Below are 19,617 nucleotides of genomic sequence, written 5' to 3'. Positions count from 1 at the left end.
GCCGAGCGCCGTGATCGGGGTCAGGTCAGTCACGCAGGCGCCCTCCTTCGGGGTCGATGAAATGCGCGGAGGCCACGCGCAGCCGCACGTTCCGGCCTTCCAGCGGGTTGGCGGCGATGATCTCCTGCCCAAGACGGCTGTCGCCGTCCTCGAGGAAGCCGAGCCCGATCATGTGCCCCAGATGCGGCGAGAAGCAGGCCGAGGTGATCCAGCCCTGGTCATGCGCCATGTCCTGCGGCGCGCCGGGCGCCAGCAGATGGCTTCCCGCCACCACCGGATCGGCGGCATCGACCGGAATCAACCCGACCAGGCGGCGGCGGTCTTCCGCCAGCCCGCCGCGGCGGCTCATGAGCGCGCCGATCGAGTCCTTCTTCGCGCTGACCATCCGCGCCATGCCCAGCATCGTCGCGGTGGTCTGGCCGTTCAGCTCGTTGGGCGATCTCGATGCGCTCCTGCGCCTCGCGCACGCCCGCCTCGATGGTGAAGCCCTCGGGCACGCCGGCCTCGGCCAAGAGCGCCTTGGCCTTCTCGATGTCGAGGCTGAAGGGATTTTCCTCGACCGCTCCCTGGAAGGTCAGCGGCAGGAAATTCTGCTGCACCGCCCACTGGCCCTTCAGGAAGGACGCCTCCATCCCCGCGTAATCGATGAGGTATTTCATCGCCTCGCGGACCTGCGGCTTGGCCAGCTCCGGGTTCTTCTGGTTGAAGCTGAGATACATCAGCTGGCCGCCCAGCTCCTCGTCGATGCGCAGGCCTTCGGTATCGGCGATGCCGGCGACATCCTCGGGGTTCAGGTTGCGCGCCACGTCGATGTCGCCGCGCTCCAGCATCAGCCGCTGGCTGGCGCTTTCCTGGACATGGCGGACGATCACCCGCTTCATCGCGGGCTCGCCCTTGTAGAACTCCGGGTTGGCCGTCATCATGACGCTTTCGTTCGGCGTCCAGCCGTCGAGCGAATAGGCGCCGGCGCCCGCCGAATGGGTCTTCAGCCAGCCATTGCCCATGTCGCCGTCGGCCTCGTGCTCCATGACGAGCTTCGAGTCGACGATCGCGCCGATCGTGGCGGTCAGGCAGTTCAGCACGAAGGAGATCGCATAGGGCTTGTCGGTGGTGATCGAGACGGTGCTGCCGTCGGCCACGATGGTCTCGGCCACGTTCTCGGCGGTGAAGCCGAACTGGGTCAGGATGAAGCTCGGCGTCTTGTTCAGCACGACCGCGCGGCGCAGCGAGAATTCCACATCCGCCGCCGTGACGGGGTTGCCCGACTGGAAGCTCAGCCCGTCGCGGATCTCGAAGGTGATGGTCCGGCCGTCTTCCGAAACCTCCCAGCTATCCGCCACTTCGGGCTTGTAGCCCGCCTCCATGTCCATCGGATCGAGATTGACGAGCTTCAGGTAGAGGTTGCGGATCACGTCGGCGCCCGAGAACTCGAAGCTCTCGGCCGGGTCGAGCGAGGTGATGTCGTCGATCCGGTTGGCGATCACCAGCATGTTGGGCGGCGTTTCCGCCAGTGCCGCGGGCATCCCCGCTGCCAGAACCGCGGCGCCAAGGGCGGCGCTTGCCATCAGGCGGCTGAACGCTGTCATCTCGTATCCTCTCTGTCGGTTCCGGGGGATCGCAGCGCGGGTCACGCCCCCCAGGTTTTTTCCAGCACCCGCAGCCAGTTGTCCTTGCAGAGCTTCGCCACAAGCTCGGCTCCGTATCCGTGGTCGAGCATCGCCTGGCGCAGCACCGGCAGGCCCGCCGCCGTGGCCAGCGCCTCCGGCACCACCGCCCCGTCATAGTCCGAGCCGAGCCCGACCCGGTCCTCGCCGAGGATGCCGATCATGTGGTCGAGATGGCGCAGGCAGATCTCCGCCGGCACGTCGGCCAGCATCTTGCCGTCCTCCCGCAGGAAGGCGGCGGCGAAGTTCAGGCCGACCATGCCGTCGCTCTCGGCGATCATCCGCAGCTGGTCGTCGGTCAGGTTGCGGCTGTGCGGGCAGATCGCATGGGCGTTCGAATGGCTCGCGACCAGCGGCGCGTCGGAAATCCGCGCCAATCCGCCACCCCGGCCGCATTGAGATGCGACAGGTCGATCATGATCTTCAGCTCGTTGCAGCGCCGGACCAGCCGCTCGCCCGCGCCGGTCAGGCCGGGGCCGGTATCGGGCGAGGACGGATAGCGGAACGGCACGCCATGGCCGAAGATCGTCGGTCGGCTCCAGACCGGGCCGAGCGAGCGCAGCCCGCGGGCGTGGTAGCCGTCGAGCTCCGCCAGATCCGGTCCGATCGCCTCGGCGCCCTCGATATGGAAGATCGCGGCGATCTTCTCCGCCGCCATCGCGGCGCGGATCTCGGCCACGCTGCGGCAGATGGCGAGGCTTCCGGCAGCCTCCAGAGCCTCCAGCACGGCGATCTCGTCCTCTGCCGATCGGCGGGCGGCCTCGAAGGGCACAGGCTCGGGCAGGGGCATGTCGTAGCTCGCCCGGGTCATCTGGTCGAACTTGACCGCCGGGTCGCTCGGCGAGGCGATCCAGATGGCGAAGAAGCCGCCGCCGAAACCGCCCGCGCGGGCATTGGGCAGGTTGATCGCGCCTTCGCCGCCTTGGGCGAAGCGCGCGGCCGCCGCAGCCGGACCATGGGGCAGGAGCCGTGTCAGCACGTCATTGTGACCGTCGAAGACGGGGGGGAGGGTCGGGTGCAAGGGGGGCTCCGTCGGCAATGTCACATTCAGGCTAGCAGAGGCGAATCCGGCCGGGGAAGGAAAATGTTCATGCAATAACAAGTTGCCGTCGCGGCGCGCCGAAAATCCGGGCAGAGCCCCGTCGGGCACGGGGCTCTGCCCGGATTTCCGCGGAATCGGCCGGCCTCCCGCAGGCAGCATTTGATCCGCCGCCCGTTCCGCCCTAAGAGCCGCTGCCATGACCGCCGCATCGAGCCTGTCCGATCCGCGCCCCGGAGGCGCCGCCCGCCCGCCGCTGACCCGCGACCTGGGCGATCTCTCGCCATGGGACGCCGCGCGCCGCCTGTGCGCGAGTCGGCGATCAGGATGCCGAGCCCGCGCGCCTCGGCGGCGATCGACAGGCCCTGCGCGATGCGCGGGAAGAGCGGGTTGGTGAGATCGGGCATGACGAGGCCGATGATGCCGCTCTGCCCGGTCTTGAGCGCGCGCGCCGCGCTGCTCGGGCGGTAGCCCAGCTCGTCGGCCCGGGCCCGGATGCGCCCGGCCAGATCCTTCGACACCCGCCCCTTGCCGGTGAGCGCGTTCGAGACCGTCGCGGCCGAAACGCCGATATCCTGTGCGATCTGCTTGATGCTGGCCATGCCGCCCCCTCGTTGGTGAAACGATTAAGCAGCGACTCGCCTTGGGGTCAACGGCGAATTAAACGTTTAATCAGGATCCGGCGAGCCCGGTTCAACGGGTGCACAAAAGCCGGGCAGCCGGAACACAGCAGGCCGCCGGAAGGCGGCGGCCGGATGAGCCTGGTTCGGAGCGCGGGGCAGTCACGGCAGCCAAGCCTGCGTCCGCCGCGGCGGGCGGCCCGTCCGGCCGCCCTGCGGTTCAGCCGTCCTGCGGCGCCATCTTGTAGACCCTGCGCGCCGTGCCGCTGTAGAGCAGCGCCTTCTCGGCCTCGGAACATCCGGCAGTGATCCGCTTGAACATGTTCCAGACGGTCCGGTACGGGAAGCCGCATTTGTCGACCGGGAAGTTCGACGACACCATGCATCGCCCCGCCCCCAGATGCTCGATGCAGGGCTCGATGTAGGGCCGCCACAGATCGGCCAGCTCCTGCGACCCCGGCGGCCGTGCGGCAGCGGTGAAATCGTAGTTGCCCAGGTTCATCAGAATGCCGCCCAGCTTGACCGAGACGTTCGGGCAGTCCGCCAGCGCCTTGATCCCGTCGAGCCAGACTGCATGGTTCTCGGCTTCGCGGCCGCGGTAGGAATTGTGCCCGACCGGGCTGCCGGAATGGATCAGCACGATCTCGGCCTCCGGGGTGTCGCGCGCCATCTGCACCACGTCGGGAAGCTGCGGGTGGTAGATGCTGGCATCGAAGGACAGGCCCATCGCGGCCAGCGTCCTCAACCCGTCCCGGAAGGCCGGATCGAGATAGAGATGCGGCGCGTCGGCGCTCCAGCTGCCCTTGACCTTGGGGTCCGCGTCCCATTTCGCCCGCTGGCGGATGCCGCGGAACCGGCCGCCGGCGGCGGCCACATGGGCCTCCAGCGTGTCGCGCAGCCGGTCTCCGCACCGCAGGTCGGCAAAGCCGACGATGGCCGAGGCGATGCCCCGCGCGCCATAGGCGCCGCTTTCGGACATGGCGGCCTGGCCGGCCGCGAATTCGGTCTCGCCGATCCATTTCAGGTGGTCGGGGCCCGAATTGCGGTACATCGTGTGGCATTCGACGAAGACGCTGCCCACCACGTTGTGGCCGCATGCGGCAATGTCCTGCGCGAATTCCGGCACGAAGTACGGCGGGTCCGGCTGCCGGTGCCACAGATGCATGTGCGTGTCGATGACCGGCAGCTCAGGCTCCAGGACCGGCTCTTCGGGCGCCAGCGCCAGAAACCGGTCGTCAGGCGCCATCACCGTGGCGAAGATATGCTCGTTCATGTCGTCTCCCGATCCCCTGCCCCTTGCCGCAACGGGCGGCCGCCCGGCCGCCCGGGCAGAAGGTCAGGAGCCCATGCCGTAGGTTTCGACATCGACCTTGCTGTAGATCTCGCGCTGGATCAGCGCGTCCAGCGCTTTCCAGTCGGTGGTGTCGACATCGGCCAGCAGGACCTTCCAGCGCTCCATGCCCTCGAGCAGTCCCTCGATGATCGGGGTCGGATCCTCGATGCCGCGCTTGTCCATCTCGGTCTGGGCCAGCCCGTCGAGGAAATGCGCCTTCATCGCGTCGAGCTTCTCGACCGCAGCGGGCTCGGGCTCGACCAGGGTCACGCCGGCCTTTCCGGCCTCTTCCAGCGCCGAGACCGCCTTGGCGCCCCATTCCGCCATGTTCATCGCCAGCGCGCTCGAGATCGCGTTCAGCAGGATGCGGCGCTCCTCCGGCGTGCGGTCCTGCCAGAAATCGGCGTTGAAGAAGTAGCCGCCGTTGGAATTCGACCCCATCGGCAGCAGATAGTCCGACTCCGCGACCTCGATCAGGCTGAAATAGTCGGTGAGGAAGAGCGGCGTGCCGAAGGCGCAGTCGAGCGAGCCGCGCTGCAGCCCGGTATAGATCTCGCCGCCCGGCACGCTGACGATCACGCCGCCGACATCGCGCACCCAGTCGCCATGCGAGCTGGTGGTGATGCGGATCTTCTTGCCCTTGAAGTCGTCGATCCCCGTCACCACGAAATCGCAGATCAGGTTGTAGACGCTCTGGGAATAGGAGCCGGCGAAGACGATGCCGTGCCCGTCATATTCCGCCTGCAGCGCCGGGTTCAGGAACCGCAGCTCGGTCGCGGCGAAGGCCAGTGCCAGCTGGTCCTCGGCCAGGAAGGACACGTCGGTGATCACCGTGTCGTTCGGCATGTCCGACGGTGCGTAGGAGGAGGTCACGCTCGACATGTGCGCCACGCCCGAGGAGAGGCCCGCGACCTCGCCCTCGGCGGGGAACAGCACGCCGCCGGTGAAGCCCTCGAACTCCAGGCTGCCGCCGGAATATTCCTCGGCGAAATCGACGAAATACTTGATGAAGACGCCGCTGGGCGACTCTCCGTTCACCCAGCCCGCGGCACGGAAAGTCTCCGCCCCCGCCGGGACGGCCGCCGTGGCCAAGAGCGCAGCGCAGCCGATCAACATGTTCTTCAAGGCAATGTCCTCCCAATTCCGCGGGCGGGGCAGCTCCCCGCCCGATCCCCGGATGGCGGCGGAGCTGCAATAACCGTGCCATTGCGCGGCAGGTCCGGCCGTTGCGGGCGGAACGCGGGCCGTCGGCAGCGCGCAGGTCAGGGACGGGACGGCAGGCCTGCCCGCTCGATGCGGTCTCCGCGGTGCAGCCCGAAGCACTGCCCGAGGCCGCGGCAAAAGCCGCGCGCCGCCATCCGGATCTCCGTGCAACAGGATGCGCAGCGCGGCGAAGACCCCAGGGACGATTGCCGTTTCCGCCGGGCTGCATCTCCCGCTCCTCAAGGCAATGCGCCGGATTGGCCAGCCCATCAGGCCGTGAAGAGCCCATCGCGTCCGCACGGCCGGCTTTCGCTGCCGAGGGTCCGGGACCGGCATGCCCGTCGCCTGCTGGATGAAGCCCGGAAGACCGCCGCAGCCGGACCCGGAAACAGGCGGGAACCGATCCGGGCCCTGCGGAATTTTCCGTCGTCCCGGCGAGTGCCGGAGCGCTTCGGCTGGCGCTGGTCGTCGCGGTACTGGGCTCGATCGTGGCGGGCATAGCCTCGCCGACCGAGGCCTCGGGGATCGGCGCGGCCGGGGCGACGGTGCTGGCGCTCGCCAACGGGCGGCTCGGCTGGCAGTCCTTCCGCGAGGTCTGCCACCAGTCGGCGCGCACACCGCCTTCCTCTACATGCTGATCTTCGGCGCGTCGTGCTTCTCGGTCGTGCTGCGCGGCTATGGCGGCGACGAGGCGGTGGAGGCGGCGCTGACCGGGCTTCCCTTCGGGCCGCATGGCGTTCTGGCCATCGTGATCGGCGTGGTGTTCCTGCTGGGCTTCTTCCTCGACTGGATGGAGATTGTGCTGATCGTGGCGCCCCTGGTCATGCCGGTGCTGACCGGCTTCGGCTTCGACCCGGTCTGGATCGCGATCCTGCTGGCGCTGGTGCTGCAGACCTCGTTCCTGACGCCGCCTGTCGGCATGGCGCTTTTCTACCTGCGCTCCTCGGTGCCCGGCGCCTCGATCGGCGAGATCTATGCGGGCGTCATCCCCTTCGTGGCGATGCAGCTTGCCACGCTTGCCATCGTCGCGGCCTTTCCCCAGCTGGCGCTCTGGCTGCCCTCGCTGCCGGACTGAGCCCGGGCCGGCCGGTCCGCTGGGGGTATTCCTTTCCCTGGCGGAACAGTGCTTGCCCCAGCGCAAATCCATGATAACGTTCCCTCAAGGGTTGAGTCCGGGCCGCGCCGTGTAGGAGGCAGCGGCGTCGGCTCGGGTTAAATCGGGTACATCGCAGACATCGGATAATCGGGGGGGTTGCACATGCCAGGTGCGCTCGCATCCGCACTTTTGCCGTCCGGAACCGCAGGCATGCGCGTGGCCGTCCGGTCGATCGGAACCGCCACGCCGTCACGGGCCGCCTCCATCGCGCTGGGTCTCGGCGTGCCGGTCCAGAGCGTCATGGAAACCCTCTACCGCGCGCCGCGCATCCTGGTCGACGGGCTGGCGCCCGAAACGGCCGAGCGGATGGCGGCGCTGCTGGGCGAGCTGGGCTGCGACGTGGCGGTGGAGCCGCAGGACAGCCCGGCTGGCGGCCGGCGAGAGCGTGCCGCGCGCGCGGTGCACGAGGGTCAGCCGCTGCCGTCCGGCCGCGCCCTGCAAGGGCAGGAAGGCGAGGTCGCCGTCGCGCAGCTCCTGGTCGACATCGACGCGGTTGAGGAAGGTGACATGCGGCACGCGGCGGGTCAGGCGCTTCATCAGCTCCATCGAATTCGTCTCCACCATCGGCTCGATGGCGGCATGGGCGGGGGCCAGGGTCTCCACCGCCTCGCGCAGCGAGATGCCGCGCGGGGCCAGCACCATCGGGTAGAGCAGGCAGTCCGAGACCCGGACGCTGGCCTTGGCGGTCAGCGGGTGGTCGGGGGCGACCACGGCGCCCAGCCGGTGCTGGTACTCGGCGACGCGGGCCAGGCGCGGATCCTGCGGCAGGTTGTAGGCCAGCGCGATCTCGGCCCCGCCGCCCGCGACCAGATCCATGACCCCGCCGCGGTCCGAGACGGTCAGCTCCAGCTCGACATGCGGATGCGCCTCGCGGAAATCCGCCACCACCTCGGCGAGCCGCCCCGAGGCCAGCGTCGCCATCGTTGCAATGGCCACGCGGCCATGGCTGAGGCCGCGCAGCCCGGCGATCTCGGCCTTCATCTTCTCATGGGCGCGCAGGGTCTCGCGGATATGCGCGACAAGGATTTCCCCCGGCGAAGTCAGCTTCAGCCCGCGCGGCATCCGCTCGAAGAGCGGCGCGCCCATCTCCTCCTCCAGTTCGAGGATGTGGCGGTTGATCGCCGAGGCCGCGACGTTCAGCTCCTTGGCGGCGCGGCGGATCGAGCCCTGGCGGGCGACCTCGTCGATATAGCGCAGCGCGCGTCCGTGCAGCATGTCCTATCCTTTGCGGGAAAGCCGCTCCCGATCCTGCCGGGGGCGGCGTGTCCGATCAACGGTTCACTTCGCGGCGGCGAAATTCGCGTTGATCCGCATGGTCAGGTAGTCGCCCGCGGTCATCGGCTCGTACTTGCCCAAGGGGCCCTGCATGACCGCGTCGCGGTTGGCCTGGCAGAAGAAGGGCAGCGACAGGCGGCGGCCCATGTATTCGCCCGGCGCCGGCATCCGCACGCGGTGCAGCGTCGATTGCAGCTGGTCGTCGGACCAGCGCATCAGCATGTCGCCGATATTGCAGGTGATGTGGCCGCGCTTCGGCGGCACGTCGGTCCACTGGCCGGAGGCCGCGTCCTTGCCGGGGCAGACCTGCAGCCCGCCTTCGCCTTCCTTCTGGTGCAGGATGGTGAGGCAGTCGAAATCCGAATGCGCGCCCGCGCGCCAGGCTTTGAAGTCCTCGGCATCGGCGCCTTCCATGGACATGTAGTGGATCAGCCGCAGCGTCGACTGGTACTGGTCGGAGGACGGGTCATGCGCCTGCGTGAAGAAATGCTCGGGCATTCCCATTTTCAGCGCGAAGCAGGAGAGGATCCGCATGCCCAGCTCCCAGTTCTGCCGCTCGAAGCGCAGCATCCTCTCGCGGAAGCCCGGCAGTTCCGCCTCGGCGGGCCAGAGGCCCTCCATGTCCGGCCGGGTGATCTGGTAGCTTTCCTTGTTGTCCGGCGTGCCGGTGGAGGGCCGCACCTGCGCCTTGAATTCCCAGCCGGCATTGGTGCCCTTCGGCATCGGATATTGCGCCTTCACCTTCTTCGGCAGCTCGAAGAACTCCCAGGCGGTGTCGAAGGCGAGGTCGATGTCTTCCTCGGCAATGCCGTGGCCGGTCACCTGGAAGAAGCCGGTCCCGGTGGACGCCTGCCACAATTGATCTGCGATCTCCTGCTTGCGGGTCTCGAAATCCGACAGGTCGATCACCGGCACGGCGCGCGCCACGGTGGTGCCTGCGCCGCCGATGGCGCTTTCCTTGTTCAGTTCGGCAAGGGCGTAGTCATTGGGGGTCATGTCAGTCTCCATTTCATGGGCCGGTTGTCCCGGCGGGGGAATGGAGCAATGACCGGGGCGCGTGCCCCTTCCGCTTCTGCTCCGGGTTTCGGGGACCGGGCCGCGACGGCCCGGTGGGTGTTCAGCGGGATTTCGGCAGGCTCCAGGGGAAGAGGAGCCGCTGCACCAGGATCACCGTCTGGAAGAGCGCAAGCGACATGGCGGCGAGGACGAGAAGTCCGCCCCAGGCCTGCGGCAGCTTGAAGAGCGAGGTCGAGACCTGGATGAAATAGCCGACCCCGGCCTCGGCTGCGCAGAACTCCGCCACCACCGCGCCGATGACCGCCAGCGTGATCGAGATCTTCAGGGCCGAGAAGATGTAGGGCACCGCGAAGGGCAGGCGGATCTGGGTCATTTCGCGGAAACCCGGGGCGCGGAGCGAGCGGCTGAGTTCGATCAGCTCGGGCGGCGTGGCGGCCAGGCCCGTTGCGGTGGCGACCACAAGCGGGAAGAAGGTGATCAGCGTCGTGATCACGATCCGCGGCGCGTCGCCTGCGCCGAGCACCACGATGATGATCGGCGCGATGGCGACGACCGGCGTGGACTGGATCACGACGAGCAGCGGATAGAGCGTCCGGCTGAGGATCTGCACCCGCATCATCAGCACTGCGAGCGGGATGGCGATCAGGATCGACAGGCCGAAGCCCATCAGCGCGACGCGGAGCGTGGCGGCAATATGCGTTGCCCAGCGGTCCCAGCCGATCACGCCGAAGGTCCCGAGGATCGCCGAGGGCGCGGGCAGGAGGTAGGACGGCACGGCGAAGAGCCGCACCGCGACTTCCCAGAACGCGACGGTACCTGCGAGGGTCAGGAGCGTCGCCAGTCCGGGTATCTGTCCGGCGCGGCGCAGCGCGGCGGCAAGCGCGTCGCGAAAGGGGGTGACGGCGGGGGCGGGCCAGCTTTCCTGCGCCATCTCAGGCTGCCCGCTTGCCGATGAGGAGGTCGCGCAGATGCGAGGCGAGGTCATTGACGGCAAGCTCCTTGAGGGTTTCGGGACCGCGGTCGCGGCCCAGCGGCACGGCGATTTCGGTCTGGACGGTTCCGGGGCGGCCGGTCATCACCAGCACCCGGTCGGCCAGCAGCGCGGCTTCGGTGACCGAATGGGTGATGAAGACCACGGTCTTTGGCCGGTCTGCGAACATCTTCAAGAGGTCGAAGCCCATCACCTCGCGGGTCAGCGCGTCGAGCGCCGAGAAGGGCTCGTCCATCAAGAGGATCTCCGGGTCCATCAGCAGGGCGCGGGCGATGCCGACCCGCTGCTGCATGCCGCCCGACAGCTCGTCGGGAAGGCGCTTGCCGAAGCCCTCCAGACCGGTCATCTCCAATAGCTCCTGCGCCCGGGTGCGGTCGGCGCGGCTGACCCGGCCGGTCTTGTGGCGGCGCGGGAAGGTCACGTTCTCCTCCACCGTCGCCCAGGGCAGCAGGGTCGGCTTCTGGAAGACGATGCCGATATCCTCGCGCGGGCCGGTCACCGGCCTGCCATAGACCTCGACTGAGCCGCTCGTGGGTGCCAGCAGTCCCGCGATCATCCGCAGGAGCGTGGATTTCCCGCAGCCCGAGGGGCCGAGGACGGCGAGGAATTCGTGCTGGGCAACCTCGAAGCTGACATCGCGCAGGGCCTCCACCCGCCCGGAGCGGGCGGAGAAGACCTGGCCTGTCCGGTCGAAGCGGATGGCGGGAGGCGGGGCCATGGCTCAGCTCTCCGGCAGATAGCTGCGCGCGACGGCGGTTTCGGGATCGAACCCGGCGGCATCTAGCCCCTGCGCCTCGGCGACCCGTGCCCAGGTGGCGGCCAGCCGGTCGGCGTCGAAGGTGCCGAGGCCGTGGGTTCCGGTGACCTCGTTGAAGATCAGCGGCAGCGCATCCTTGAGCGAGCCGGTGACATCCTCGGCGCCCAGTTCCGGCACGATGGCAGCGACCGAGGCGGCGGCGTCTTCGGGGTGTTCGCGGCAGAACTCGACCGAGGCGCGGAAGGCCCTCACAAAGCGGGCGGCGACATCCGGGCGCTCGGCCAGGAAGCCGTCGGAGGCGATCAGCGCGGCGGAATAGAGCTCCAGCCCGGCCTCGGACCAGGGCAGCGCGACGATTTCCTTGCCTGCCTCGGCGGCCTGGTTGCCGTAGCGCGTCAGGTCGGTCATCCAGGCGATGATGCCGTCGGCCTGCCCGGTCATCAGCATGGGCCCCAGCGCGCCGGGATCGGCCTTGATCAGCGTGAGGTCGTCTTCGGTGGCGCCCACTTCCTCCAGCACCAGCGGAAGGTAGACATTCGAGGAGGTGAAGGGCGAGGTGGCGATGGTGCGGCCCTTGACGTCGGCCACGCTGCCGAAGCCCGATCCGGCGAGCGTGTAGAAGGCATGCGGGCCAGTGTTGAAGACCGACATGACGGCGGTGACGCCGACGCCTTCCTGCGCCTTCGCGGCCATGAGCGCGCCGATATCGGCCATGCCGATGTCGGAGGAGCCTGCCGCGAGGCGCGAGATCGCGTCGGTGGAGCCGCGGCCCGGCACGATGGTGACGTCGAGCCCTTCGGCCTCGCAGAAGCCTTTTTCGATGCAGACATAGATCGGCGCCTTGTCGCCGCCCGGCAGCCAGTCGAGCTGGTAGGCGACCTTGTCGGCGGCGATTGCGGAGGAGGCAGCCATCAGGCCGCCGAGGGCGCAGGCGCCCAGCAGTCGTTCTTGCATGGTAGGGACCTTTCGGGGTCTGGCGGGTCTAGGTGAGGGTGGGGTCGATCGCTTCGATCACCTCGGACGCATGGCCTTCGGCCAGAAGGCGCATCCGGGCACAGGCGCGTTTCGCGGCATCGGGACCGGAGAGGCAGCCGAGACAGGGATGGGTGCCGGGAATGGCAAGGGCCGGAGGGTGGGGCAGATGTGTCATGTCAGCTCCGTTCGACAGGGGATCCGCTAGGGGTCTGTCGAGCAATGCCCAGGAGATGGCTCCAGACCGCTTCTACTCGATGCCCTCACTATGCGGACGGACAAGCGGTCCGGAAACAGGAAAATCGCGGTTTCCAGGCTGCCCGGAAAGCTGGCATCCCGCCTGCATGAATTCGCATATTTTGCGGGCGGTTTGAGAAAATCTTCTTATTTTAGGGCGTTGCGGCGCGGGGCCCTCCCAGCGGGCCGGGGCTGGGAGGGCTGCGGCGGTGCAAAATTTTTGCGTACGTATTTTGCGCACGCTTTTGCCGAAAAATGCCTCTGCTACATGGCGGCCATGCGCCATCCGGGAGGCGCCGGTTGCCCCTGTGTCAGGCGAGGATGGCGGTGCGTCCGTGTCCCGCCGATTCCAGCGCCCGCGCCGCCCGCCATGCCCGGAGCCCGGTCGCGCAGGCGAAGACCACGCGCTGCGCCGGGTCCGGCCGCAATTCGTCGAACTGCGGTCGTCAGCTGATTTGCGCAACAGCGCCTCTTGGATCAATAAAATCATTGATCCGGATATGGTGACCAAAAGCAGTACTCGTTTCCAAATAGGCGATTCCGAAGAGAGGAAAACAAAATCTCCGACCGTGATTTGATGATCTAAGATAGCCCAACCGCAGATTGGTAGAAGGATCGGATAGATCATTGCGAAGAGCAGCGCCTTGTCCAGCACCCCGGCGGTCAGTTAGCCCGCCAGCCCGTCCCGCGGCTTGATCCGCGGATCGAGCCAGCCCATCACTGCCCGCCGCCCCAGCCGCGACTTGCCCAGCTCCTGCAACCGTGCCAGCGGCCCGAGGATCGGCGGCGCGATATGGGCGGAGGCGGCGCAGCTGATGACCGCAAGCGCCCAGAGCAGAGCGGCTCCGATCAGGCAGCGCTCCGCCCAGGCCGACGCATCATCGTCAAGCACCATTGGGACCAGCAGGGCGGCCACCGCCAGCAGGAACCCGTTCGCCGTCCAGAAGGTGGCACCGCCAAGCTCGACGTCAAAATCGATAAGCAATTGATATTGCTCCCCCTGGATTGCGAGATTTGCCATAACTTGGCTGTCAGGCGGGCCTTGGGAGCCCCAGGGCTTCGAATGGATCGAGCTGTTCGGGCATGCTCCTCGATAGGCCGGTGAAGGTCTGGTCGCCGATATGCGTCGTGTGCTTCTGGATGCGCGCGGGCAGGTCCGGCGCGCTGCGCGGGCCTGCGGAATGGCCCTTCGCTGCGCCGGCTTGCCGTCGAAGAGTTCGGCGCGGGCAATGGCCGCCGCGTCGAGGCTCCAGCTGAACAGGGCGGCCTGCAGGTCGGGCTTGATGAAGTGGGTGAGCTCGGCTTCGGCGACGGCGCGGGTGAAGCGGCTGCAGGCCCCGCGGTCGGAGGCGCGGCCTCCCCGGGCCGTCTGTCCGTTCGGCCCCAAATCCCCCCGGAGGATTTGCCGCTGCGCGGTCCGGTCCGAACTCCTGGCTGTCCAGTTTTCCGGCCAGCCGTTCGGCCATGTCCCCGAGATCGCGGATGCGGGCGCGGCGGCGGTCTGACCGCTCCCCGGCGCGCAGCGGGTCATGGGCGACGATCAGCCGGTGCCCGGCGAAGCCCGCCTCGGCGAGGCCGTCGGCATCGAAGTCAAGTTCTTGGAATGTTTCGGCAAGCTCCGCATTGCGGCGCGCGGGGACGGCCAGGATGAACGCCAGCTTGCGGCCGTCGCGATCAGCCAGGGCCGTCAGCTCGCCGATATTCTCCTGGCTCAGAAGGCCGCGGTCGGCGACCAGCACCACGCGCTGGACCGGGAACCGCCGAAGCACGGTTCCGACGTTGCGCCGCGCCAGCGCGGCGGCGGTGTTCCAGTCGCGCAGCCCGTGGCGGCGGGCGACCTGTTCCAGTGCCGCCGACTGGGTCAGGGACCGGCCCGAAGCGGCAGCTTCGGCGCGCAGCGCGCGGGCTTCGTATTTCAGGACCTCGAGGGTCGGGAGAGCAGACATGGCCTGTCCTTTCGCAAAACTGCGCCTCGGGATGGACAGGGCCCGCCTTGCCGTCCGGGCGCAAAAGCGTCGGGAGCATGGACATTCAGAGCCGGACTTCACCATGGCCGGAAGGCCGCGGGCGGCAGGTGCCGGAACCTGTCTCCGGGCTACGCCCGCCCGGCCCGGCTGTCAACGGCTCAGAGCCGCCGGGCTTCCTCATGCTCCAGCCGCTGCTGCGACACCGCCTCGTGCTTGTCGGCCTTCTGCTGCTCCTTGAGGCAGCGGCCGACGAAATCCATGTGCGCCGCCACTGCCTCGCGCGCGGCGGTCGGATCGCGCTCCTGCAGGGCGCGGTTGATGTCGCCATGCTGACCGAGCAGCGTGTCGCGGGTGGCGCGCTGCTTGAACATGATCTGGCGGTTGTAGAACACGCCCTCGCGCAGGAGTTCGAACATCGAGCGCATCATGTGCAGCGTGATGACGTTGTGGCTGGCCTCGACGATCGACAGGTGGAACTCGGCGTCGAGCCGCGCCTCGTCGGCCGGGTTGCGCTTGCGGTGGGCCAGCTCCATCCGGCGGTAGATCGTGTCGATCACCTTGAGGTCGGTATCCGAGGCCATCCGCGCGGCGCGCTCGGCTGCCAGCCCCTCGAGATCGCGGCGGAAGTCGATATAGTCGAAGACCGCGTCCTCGTTGGTCGAGAACAGCCGCACCAGCGCCGGCGAGAAGGCCGAGCCCAGCACCTCGGCGACGAAGACGCCCGATCCCGCCCGCGCGGTCAAGAGCCCCTGGTCCTGCAGATGCGCCACGGCCTCGCGGAGGCTGGGACGCGAGACGCCGAGCTTCTCGCTGAGGTCGCGCTCGGCGGGCAGGCGCTCGCCCGGGCGCAGCACGCCGCGCAGGATAAGGTCCTCGATCTGGCGGACCACCGCCTGGCTCAGCTTCTCCGGCTCGATGCGTCTGAATGTCATTTGCCTGCCCCCGATCTGGTCAGATGTTATAACCGGAGCGGCCGCGGGGGCAACGCCTGCCGCGCGAACCGCTCCGATTTCCTGACCGGACCTGCCGGGATCAGGCGGTCGGGCGGATGATGACCTCGACACGGCGGTTCTGCGCGCGGCCCTCGGGGGTCAGGTTCGACGCGACCGGCTGGTCTTCGCCGCGGCCTGTCGAGGTGATCCGCCCGCCCGCGACGCCGGCATTCACCAGAACGCCTGCGACCGCGCCCGCGCGGCGGTTCGACAGATCGAAATTGTAGCCCGCCGCGCCGGTATTGTCGGTATGGCCGATGATCTGCACCGAGGTGTCGGGATATTGCTGAAGGTTGCGCGCCAGCGCCTGCAGGTCGCTGCGGCTCGCCGCCGAGACCGAGGCGCTGTCTGTGGCGAAGAGCACGTCCTGCGGGAAGTTGACCAGCAGGCTGTCGCCGGTATTGGTGACGGTGATCGCGTCATTGCCCAGGTCGTTGCGCAGCGAGGCCGCCTGGCGGTCGAGATACTCGCCGACGCCCGCGCCGAGGATCGCGCCCGCCGCGGTTCCGAAAACCACCGCCTTCGGGTCGCGGTCGCCCGCCACAACGCCGGCGATGGCGCCTGCGGCCGCCCCGGTCAGAGCGCCGGCATTGCGGTTCTGGTTCGGGTTGCCGGTGGTGTTCATCATCGCCGGGTCGCAGGCCGTCAGCACCAGGGCCGCGGTGGTCAGCAGAAGGGTCGCTCGGATCATGGATCGCCTCGTTGGTCGTTTTGCCGTCACTATAGCCGGACGGACGGAAAACGAAATCACTCCGAGTTGACCTCTGCGTGTGCATCCGAACGGGCGCTCTCCCAAGCGAGGATCGCGCGCTTGACGGTCAGCCCCCAGTGATAGCCGCCCAGCCCGCCCGATTTGCGCAGCGCCCGGTGGCAGGGGATGAACAGGCTGACCGGGTTGCGGCCGACCGCGGTGCCGACCGCGCGGACCGCCTTCGGATGACCGATGGCGCTGGCAATATCGGAATAGGTTGTGACATGGCCCGAGGGGATCTGCAGCAGCGCCTCCCAGACCTTGATCTGGAACGGCGCGCCGATGAGGTGCAGCTTGCCGCCGCGGCCTTCGAAGGCCGCCGTCGCCAACGCGCCGACGCGGCCGGGCTCTTCGGCAAAGCGCGCCTCGGGCCAGCGCGCGGCCACGAACGCTTCCGCATGGACGTGGCGCGGCCCCTCCCGCAGCGCCGTCTCCAGCGGATAGAGCACCAGCACCTGCCGGACCGGCGCAGCGGCCTCGGCGAAATCCGCCAGGGCGGCGGCCTCGCGGGCCATCTCCCCCATGACCGGCCACCAGGGCTGCAGGTTGTAGCCGGGCGCGAAATCGAAGCGCAGGTTCGCGAGCGGCTCGGGCCGGGCATCGCCGGCATCGGCGAAGAGCGCATGCAGGATCACCCGCGACGCCCCCAGCATGTGCAGCCGGATCAGCTGCGCCCTGAGCGCCGCAGGTGCCATCTCCCACTGCCCTGCCGCGCGCGCCTCGCTGCGCTCCGAGGTGATGTAGAGTTCCGCCTCGCAGCCGGTGCGGCCGGAGGCCTGCGCCACGCTGCGCCCCAGAAGCGGCGCGAGCTGCGGCACGAGGTTGTTGGCATCCACCGCCGTCACGTCGCGGAACCGGTCGGTGCCGAAGAAATCCGTCGCCAGCGAGACCCGCGGATCGATGCTGCGGAAGCCGCCGTTCAGCGCGAAGCTGCCGACATGCGGCAGGATCTCGTGGCCCGAGAGCATCAGTCCGCGCCGGTCGCAGAAGTCCCTCAGCGCTCCGAGGAACCCGTCCTGCATCAGGCGCGTGACGGTCCGGTAGACGAAGCTGCGGGTGGCGCCGGTGCCGGGACCGCACTCCTCCAGAAGCGCAACAAGCTGCAGCGCGACCGGTCCGCGGGCGGCGATCGCGTCGCGCAGCCCGCCGCTCCAGGGCAGGCTGTTCAGCAGGTTGCCGTGCCGCCCATCCCAGTCGTAGAGGCCCGGGGCGGGCTGGTCGAAAAACACCCTGTCGAGCGTGTCCGGAACCAGAGGTCCCAGCGCCCCCGCCAGCGGCTCCAGCCCGACCTCGGCGAAGCGCACCCCGGCCTCGGGCATCAGGTAGTTGACGATCCGCGAATTCACCGCCCGCGCCGCGGCGAAAACGGTCCAGCGCGCGCCCGGCGGCAGCGGTCCGCCGAGCAGTGCCACCATCCCGTCGGGCCAGTCCCGGAGCCAGGGGAATGGTCACTGGAGGCAGACGTCCCCGCCAAGACCCATGTCCTGGACCTCCTGCACCGGCTGACCGACGCCGTGCCCAGCCTGCCCGAGGTCATGCCCCCGGAGGCGCCGGCGCTGTCGCAGGAGGCGAAGGCAGGTGCCGGGCGCCATGACGGGCTGCGCGGCAGGGAGCAGGAGAAGTGCCATGCGTCATGATCCGGCCAGCGGCGCGATTGCCGTCATGGCCCGTGCAGCCTGAAGATGTCCGGCATGGCGTCGTGCCGCAGGCACGGCCGCCCGTTGCAGCGCCATCGCTCCGGGCCCAACGGGCGACGGCGTGACTGGTGGAGGACCTGACGAGCCAGGGCGCGCCAGGCTTCGGGGCATGGGGGGGATCTGGAAGCGATCCGGGGGATCGTTCCCCGGGCGATTGCGCCCGGATCCTGTCGCAGCCCTCTGATGCCTGTGGTTTCACTTCGCCTGGGCGGGAAGGCCGAGAGCCGGGCATGGCGGCTGCCGACCAGCCCCCAGGCCAGCCGCAGCGCGACCAGCCCCGCGGCGGCGTAGCCCAGCCAGTGGTGCAGATCCGTCTCGGGATCGTCGAGATAGCCGTTGGCGAGAACGATCAGCGCGACGCTCCAGTGCACGGCCCGCACCAGCGGGTCCCACACCCGGACGTCGCGGGCGCCGGAGCGCCCGCCGGAGGTGTCGGTGACGGCCATGGCCGGCTCACTTCATGCTGAGCTTGGAGACGATGCCCGAGGCGGGATCGACATAGACTTCGCCCATCGTCTTGTCCTTGACGAAATAGGCTTCGATCTTGCCGTCCTCTTCCTCGATCTTGCGGACCTCGTAGCCCATCGAGACGAGCGTGGCCTTCACCTCGTCCTCGGTATGGCCGAGCATCGAGGCGGGTGTCAGGTCCTCGGCAAGGGCGGCGCCGGCGGCAAGGGAGGCGAGGAGGGCGGCTGCGGCGAATTTCATGTGTAGCTCCTGTTTGGACGGTTTGCGCCGCAGCAGGGATCGCTGCCGGCTGGGCGACATCTGCCGGGGCGGGCGGCGGTTTCCCATTGGCTTGCGGCTTAAGCATGGGCTTATAAGCGCGCGCTTATGCCTTTCGGGCAGGGATTTCCGGGGGTCGCGTGCCGCGGCGGCCCGAAGCTTGGCGCCACGCAGGGCAGGGAGCGGATCGTGCGTCCAAGGAAGAGACCGATGTCGGCCGCTGCGGCAGGAGCCGGTCCGGTCCCGGATGCCGCCGGGCGCAATCACTGTCCGCGGCCGGGCCAACGATCCCGCGCCGGGGGCGATGCGTGACGCCATGGAGACGGAGCCGGTCCGGGGCCGCTCGGCCCGGCCGCTGGGCGGCGCCGGGCAGGGGGCGCGGGCGCTCTTCGCGGCCTTGCCGCAGGTGCTTGGATTGGACGGAAAAGATGCTGTTTGACAAGAAGCTGCCGGAGCTGCTGCAGGTCGCCGTGCCGGTCGCGGATATCCGCAGCAAGCCCGGCGGCGCGCGGCTGCGCCAGCTGCTTTACGGCGAGCCGGTCAAGGTGCTGCGCGACAAGGGCGAGCATGTCGGCATCGAGGCGGTGCGCGACGGCTATCGCGGCATCATGGCCCGCGCCGATCTGGGCGAGCCGCATCCGCTCAGCTACCGGGTCTCGGCGCTGGCGACCCATGTCTATTCCGCACCCGACATCAAGTCGCCGGAGCTGATGAGCCTGTCCTTCGGATCGCGCCTCTCGACCGAGGCGGATCCGGTCAAGGGCTTCCTCGAGCTGGTCGGCGGCGGCTTCGTTCCGGCGGTGCATTGCCGCCTGGCCAACCGCCGCTTTCCCGACCCGGTGGCGGTGGCCGAGATGTTCATCGGCACGCCCTATCTCTGGGGCGGCAACAGCCGCCTCGGGATCGACTGTTCGGGGCTCGTCCAGGTGTCCGCGCATGCCTGCGGGCTGCATTGCCCGGGCGACAGCGGCGACCAGCGCACCCAGCTCGGAGACGAGCTGTCCGCGGAGGCGGAGCTGCGGCGCGGCGATGCGCTGTTCTGGAAGGGACATGTCGGCTGGGTGGCCGGGCCCGACCGCCTGCTGCATGCCAATGCCCATCACATGGCCGTGGTGATGGAGCCGCTGGGCAGGGCGCTCGAGCGGATCAAGGCGCAGGGCGGCGGCGAGGTGACCGGGCGGCGCCGGATCAACCTGTTCAAGCAGGGCTGAGGCGGAGCC

At 68.8% G+C, this 19,617-nt stretch carries 17 protein-coding genes and 5 pseudogenes; 2 read left to right on the top strand and 20 right to left on the bottom strand.

From position 1 onward, the window contains the following. Positions 1-25: 25 nt before the first annotated feature. The 6 genes and pseudogenes from C7T91_RS33260 to C7T91_RS03865 all read right to left on the bottom strand — a co-directional run bounded on the left by C7T91_RS33260 (position 26) and on the right by C7T91_RS03865 (position 5,772). On the bottom strand, positions 26-271 hold the full coding sequence (locus tag C7T91_RS33260) for a glycine cleavage T C-terminal barrel domain-containing protein (protein WP_236637960.1): 246 nt from the start codon (positions 269-271) through the stop codon (positions 26-28). After that, positions 219-1,586, bottom strand: a complete 1,368-nt coding sequence (locus C7T91_RS03885) for an ABC transporter substrate-binding protein (protein WP_201741954.1) — start codon at positions 1,584-1,586, stop codon at positions 219-221. Before C7T91_RS03885 ends, C7T91_RS33260 begins: the two co-directional genes overlap by 53 nt. A gap of 41 nt (positions 1,587-1,627) precedes the next feature. Then, a pseudogene (locus tag C7T91_RS33250) lies at positions 1,628-2,685 on the bottom strand (dipeptidase). Between the two features lie 26 nt (positions 2,686-2,711). Next, positions 2,712-3,305, bottom strand: coding sequence for a LacI family DNA-binding transcriptional regulator (locus C7T91_RS03875; protein ID WP_108258058.1), 594 nt, complete (start codon positions 3,303-3,305; stop codon positions 2,712-2,714). A 238-nt stretch (positions 3,306-3,543) separates the two neighbouring features. Beyond that, on the bottom strand, positions 3,544-4,596 hold the full coding sequence (locus tag C7T91_RS03870; protein ID WP_108258057.1) for an amidohydrolase family protein: 1,053 nt from the start codon (positions 4,594-4,596) through the stop codon (positions 3,544-3,546). A 63-nt stretch (positions 4,597-4,659) separates the two neighbouring features. Further along, positions 4,660-5,772, bottom strand: a complete 1,113-nt coding sequence (locus tag C7T91_RS03865; protein ID WP_236638035.1) for a C4-dicarboxylate TRAP transporter substrate-binding protein — start codon at positions 5,770-5,772, stop codon at positions 4,660-4,662. Between the two features lie 575 nt (positions 5,773-6,347). On the opposite strand from C7T91_RS03865, the pseudogene C7T91_RS03860 reads away from it, so the two are divergent. After that, positions 6,348-6,934 (top strand): annotated as a pseudogene (locus C7T91_RS03860) (TRAP transporter large permease subunit). 270 nt (positions 6,935-7,204) lie between these two features. Here C7T91_RS03860 and C7T91_RS03855 read toward each other — a convergent pair. The 14 genes and pseudogenes from C7T91_RS03855 to C7T91_RS32175 all read right to left on the bottom strand — a co-directional run bounded on the left by C7T91_RS03855 (position 7,205) and on the right by C7T91_RS32175 (position 18,379). Beyond that, positions 7,205-8,230, bottom strand: coding sequence for a LysR family transcriptional regulator (locus C7T91_RS03855; protein WP_108258055.1), 1,026 nt, complete (start codon positions 8,228-8,230; stop codon positions 7,205-7,207). 63 nt (positions 8,231-8,293) lie between these two features. Continuing rightward, a complete protein-coding gene (locus C7T91_RS03850; RefSeq protein WP_108258054.1) occupies positions 8,294-9,286 on the bottom strand; it encodes an isopenicillin N synthase family dioxygenase in 993 nt (330 codons plus the stop codon). Between the two features lie 121 nt (positions 9,287-9,407). After that, positions 9,408-10,238, bottom strand: coding sequence for an ABC transporter permease (locus C7T91_RS03845; RefSeq protein ID WP_108258053.1), 831 nt, complete (start codon positions 10,236-10,238; stop codon positions 9,408-9,410). A 1-nt stretch (position 10,239) separates the two neighbouring features. Next, on the bottom strand, positions 10,240-11,016 hold the full coding sequence (locus C7T91_RS03840) for an ABC transporter ATP-binding protein (protein WP_108258052.1): 777 nt from the start codon (positions 11,014-11,016) through the stop codon (positions 10,240-10,242). Positions 11,017-11,019: 3 nt separating this feature from the next. After that, complete coding sequence (locus tag C7T91_RS03835; RefSeq protein WP_108258051.1) at positions 11,020-12,009, bottom strand: ABC transporter substrate-binding protein; 990 nt, start codon at positions 12,007-12,009, stop codon at positions 11,020-11,022. A gap of 28 nt (positions 12,010-12,037) precedes the next feature. After that, positions 12,038-12,205, bottom strand: a complete 168-nt coding sequence (locus C7T91_RS32180) for a hypothetical protein (protein WP_161555734.1) — start codon at positions 12,203-12,205, stop codon at positions 12,038-12,040. 726 nt (positions 12,206-12,931) lie between these two features. Continuing rightward, on the bottom strand, positions 12,932-13,249 hold the full coding sequence (locus tag C7T91_RS03825; protein ID WP_108258050.1) for a hypothetical protein: 318 nt from the start codon (positions 13,247-13,249) through the stop codon (positions 12,932-12,934). Positions 13,250-13,295: 46 nt separating this feature from the next. Further along, a pseudogene (locus C7T91_RS03820) lies at positions 13,296-14,036 on the bottom strand (hypothetical protein); the annotation flags it as partial. A gap of 21 nt (positions 14,037-14,057) precedes the next feature. Further along, positions 14,058-14,210, bottom strand: a pseudogene (locus C7T91_RS34640) (glyoxalase superfamily protein); the annotation flags it as partial. A 179-nt stretch (positions 14,211-14,389) separates the two neighbouring features. Continuing rightward, entirely contained in the window at positions 14,390-15,163 is a 774-nt protein-coding gene (locus tag C7T91_RS03815; RefSeq protein WP_108258049.1) for a FadR/GntR family transcriptional regulator, read from the bottom strand. Positions 15,164-15,263: 100 nt separating this feature from the next. After that, on the bottom strand, positions 15,264-15,914 hold the full coding sequence (locus C7T91_RS03810) for an OmpA family protein (RefSeq protein WP_108258048.1): 651 nt from the start codon (positions 15,912-15,914) through the stop codon (positions 15,264-15,266). 56 nt (positions 15,915-15,970) lie between these two features. Further along, a pseudogene (locus tag C7T91_RS34635) lies at positions 15,971-16,372 on the bottom strand (methylated-DNA--[protein]-cysteine S-methyltransferase); the annotation flags it as partial. A 1,262-nt stretch (positions 16,373-17,634) separates the two neighbouring features. After that, positions 17,635-18,117: a cytochrome b/b6 domain-containing protein gene (locus C7T91_RS03795; protein ID WP_108258046.1), complete on the bottom strand. Its 483-nt coding sequence runs from the start codon at positions 18,115-18,117 to the stop codon at positions 17,635-17,637. 7 nt (positions 18,118-18,124) lie between these two features. Beyond that, a complete protein-coding gene (locus tag C7T91_RS32175; protein ID WP_161555733.1) occupies positions 18,125-18,379 on the bottom strand; it encodes a PepSY domain-containing protein in 255 nt (84 codons plus the stop codon). A gap of 446 nt (positions 18,380-18,825) precedes the next feature. Between C7T91_RS32175 and C7T91_RS03785 the strand changes: the two genes are divergently transcribed. After that, positions 18,826-19,608 carry a C40 family peptidase gene (locus tag C7T91_RS03785; RefSeq protein ID WP_108258044.1) on the top strand — a complete coding sequence of 261 codons (783 nt, stop codon included), beginning with the start codon at positions 18,826-18,828 and terminating at the stop codon, positions 19,606-19,608. Positions 19,609-19,617: the final 9 nt, after the last annotated feature.

The organism is Mangrovicoccus ximenensis, assembly GCF_003056725.1.
GTDB classification, from domain to species: domain Bacteria; phylum Pseudomonadota; class Alphaproteobacteria; order Rhodobacterales; family Rhodobacteraceae; genus Mangrovicoccus; species Mangrovicoccus ximenensis.
Note: the sequence above shows the minus strand (reverse complement) of the source record. Positions and strands in the feature narration are given on the sequence as shown.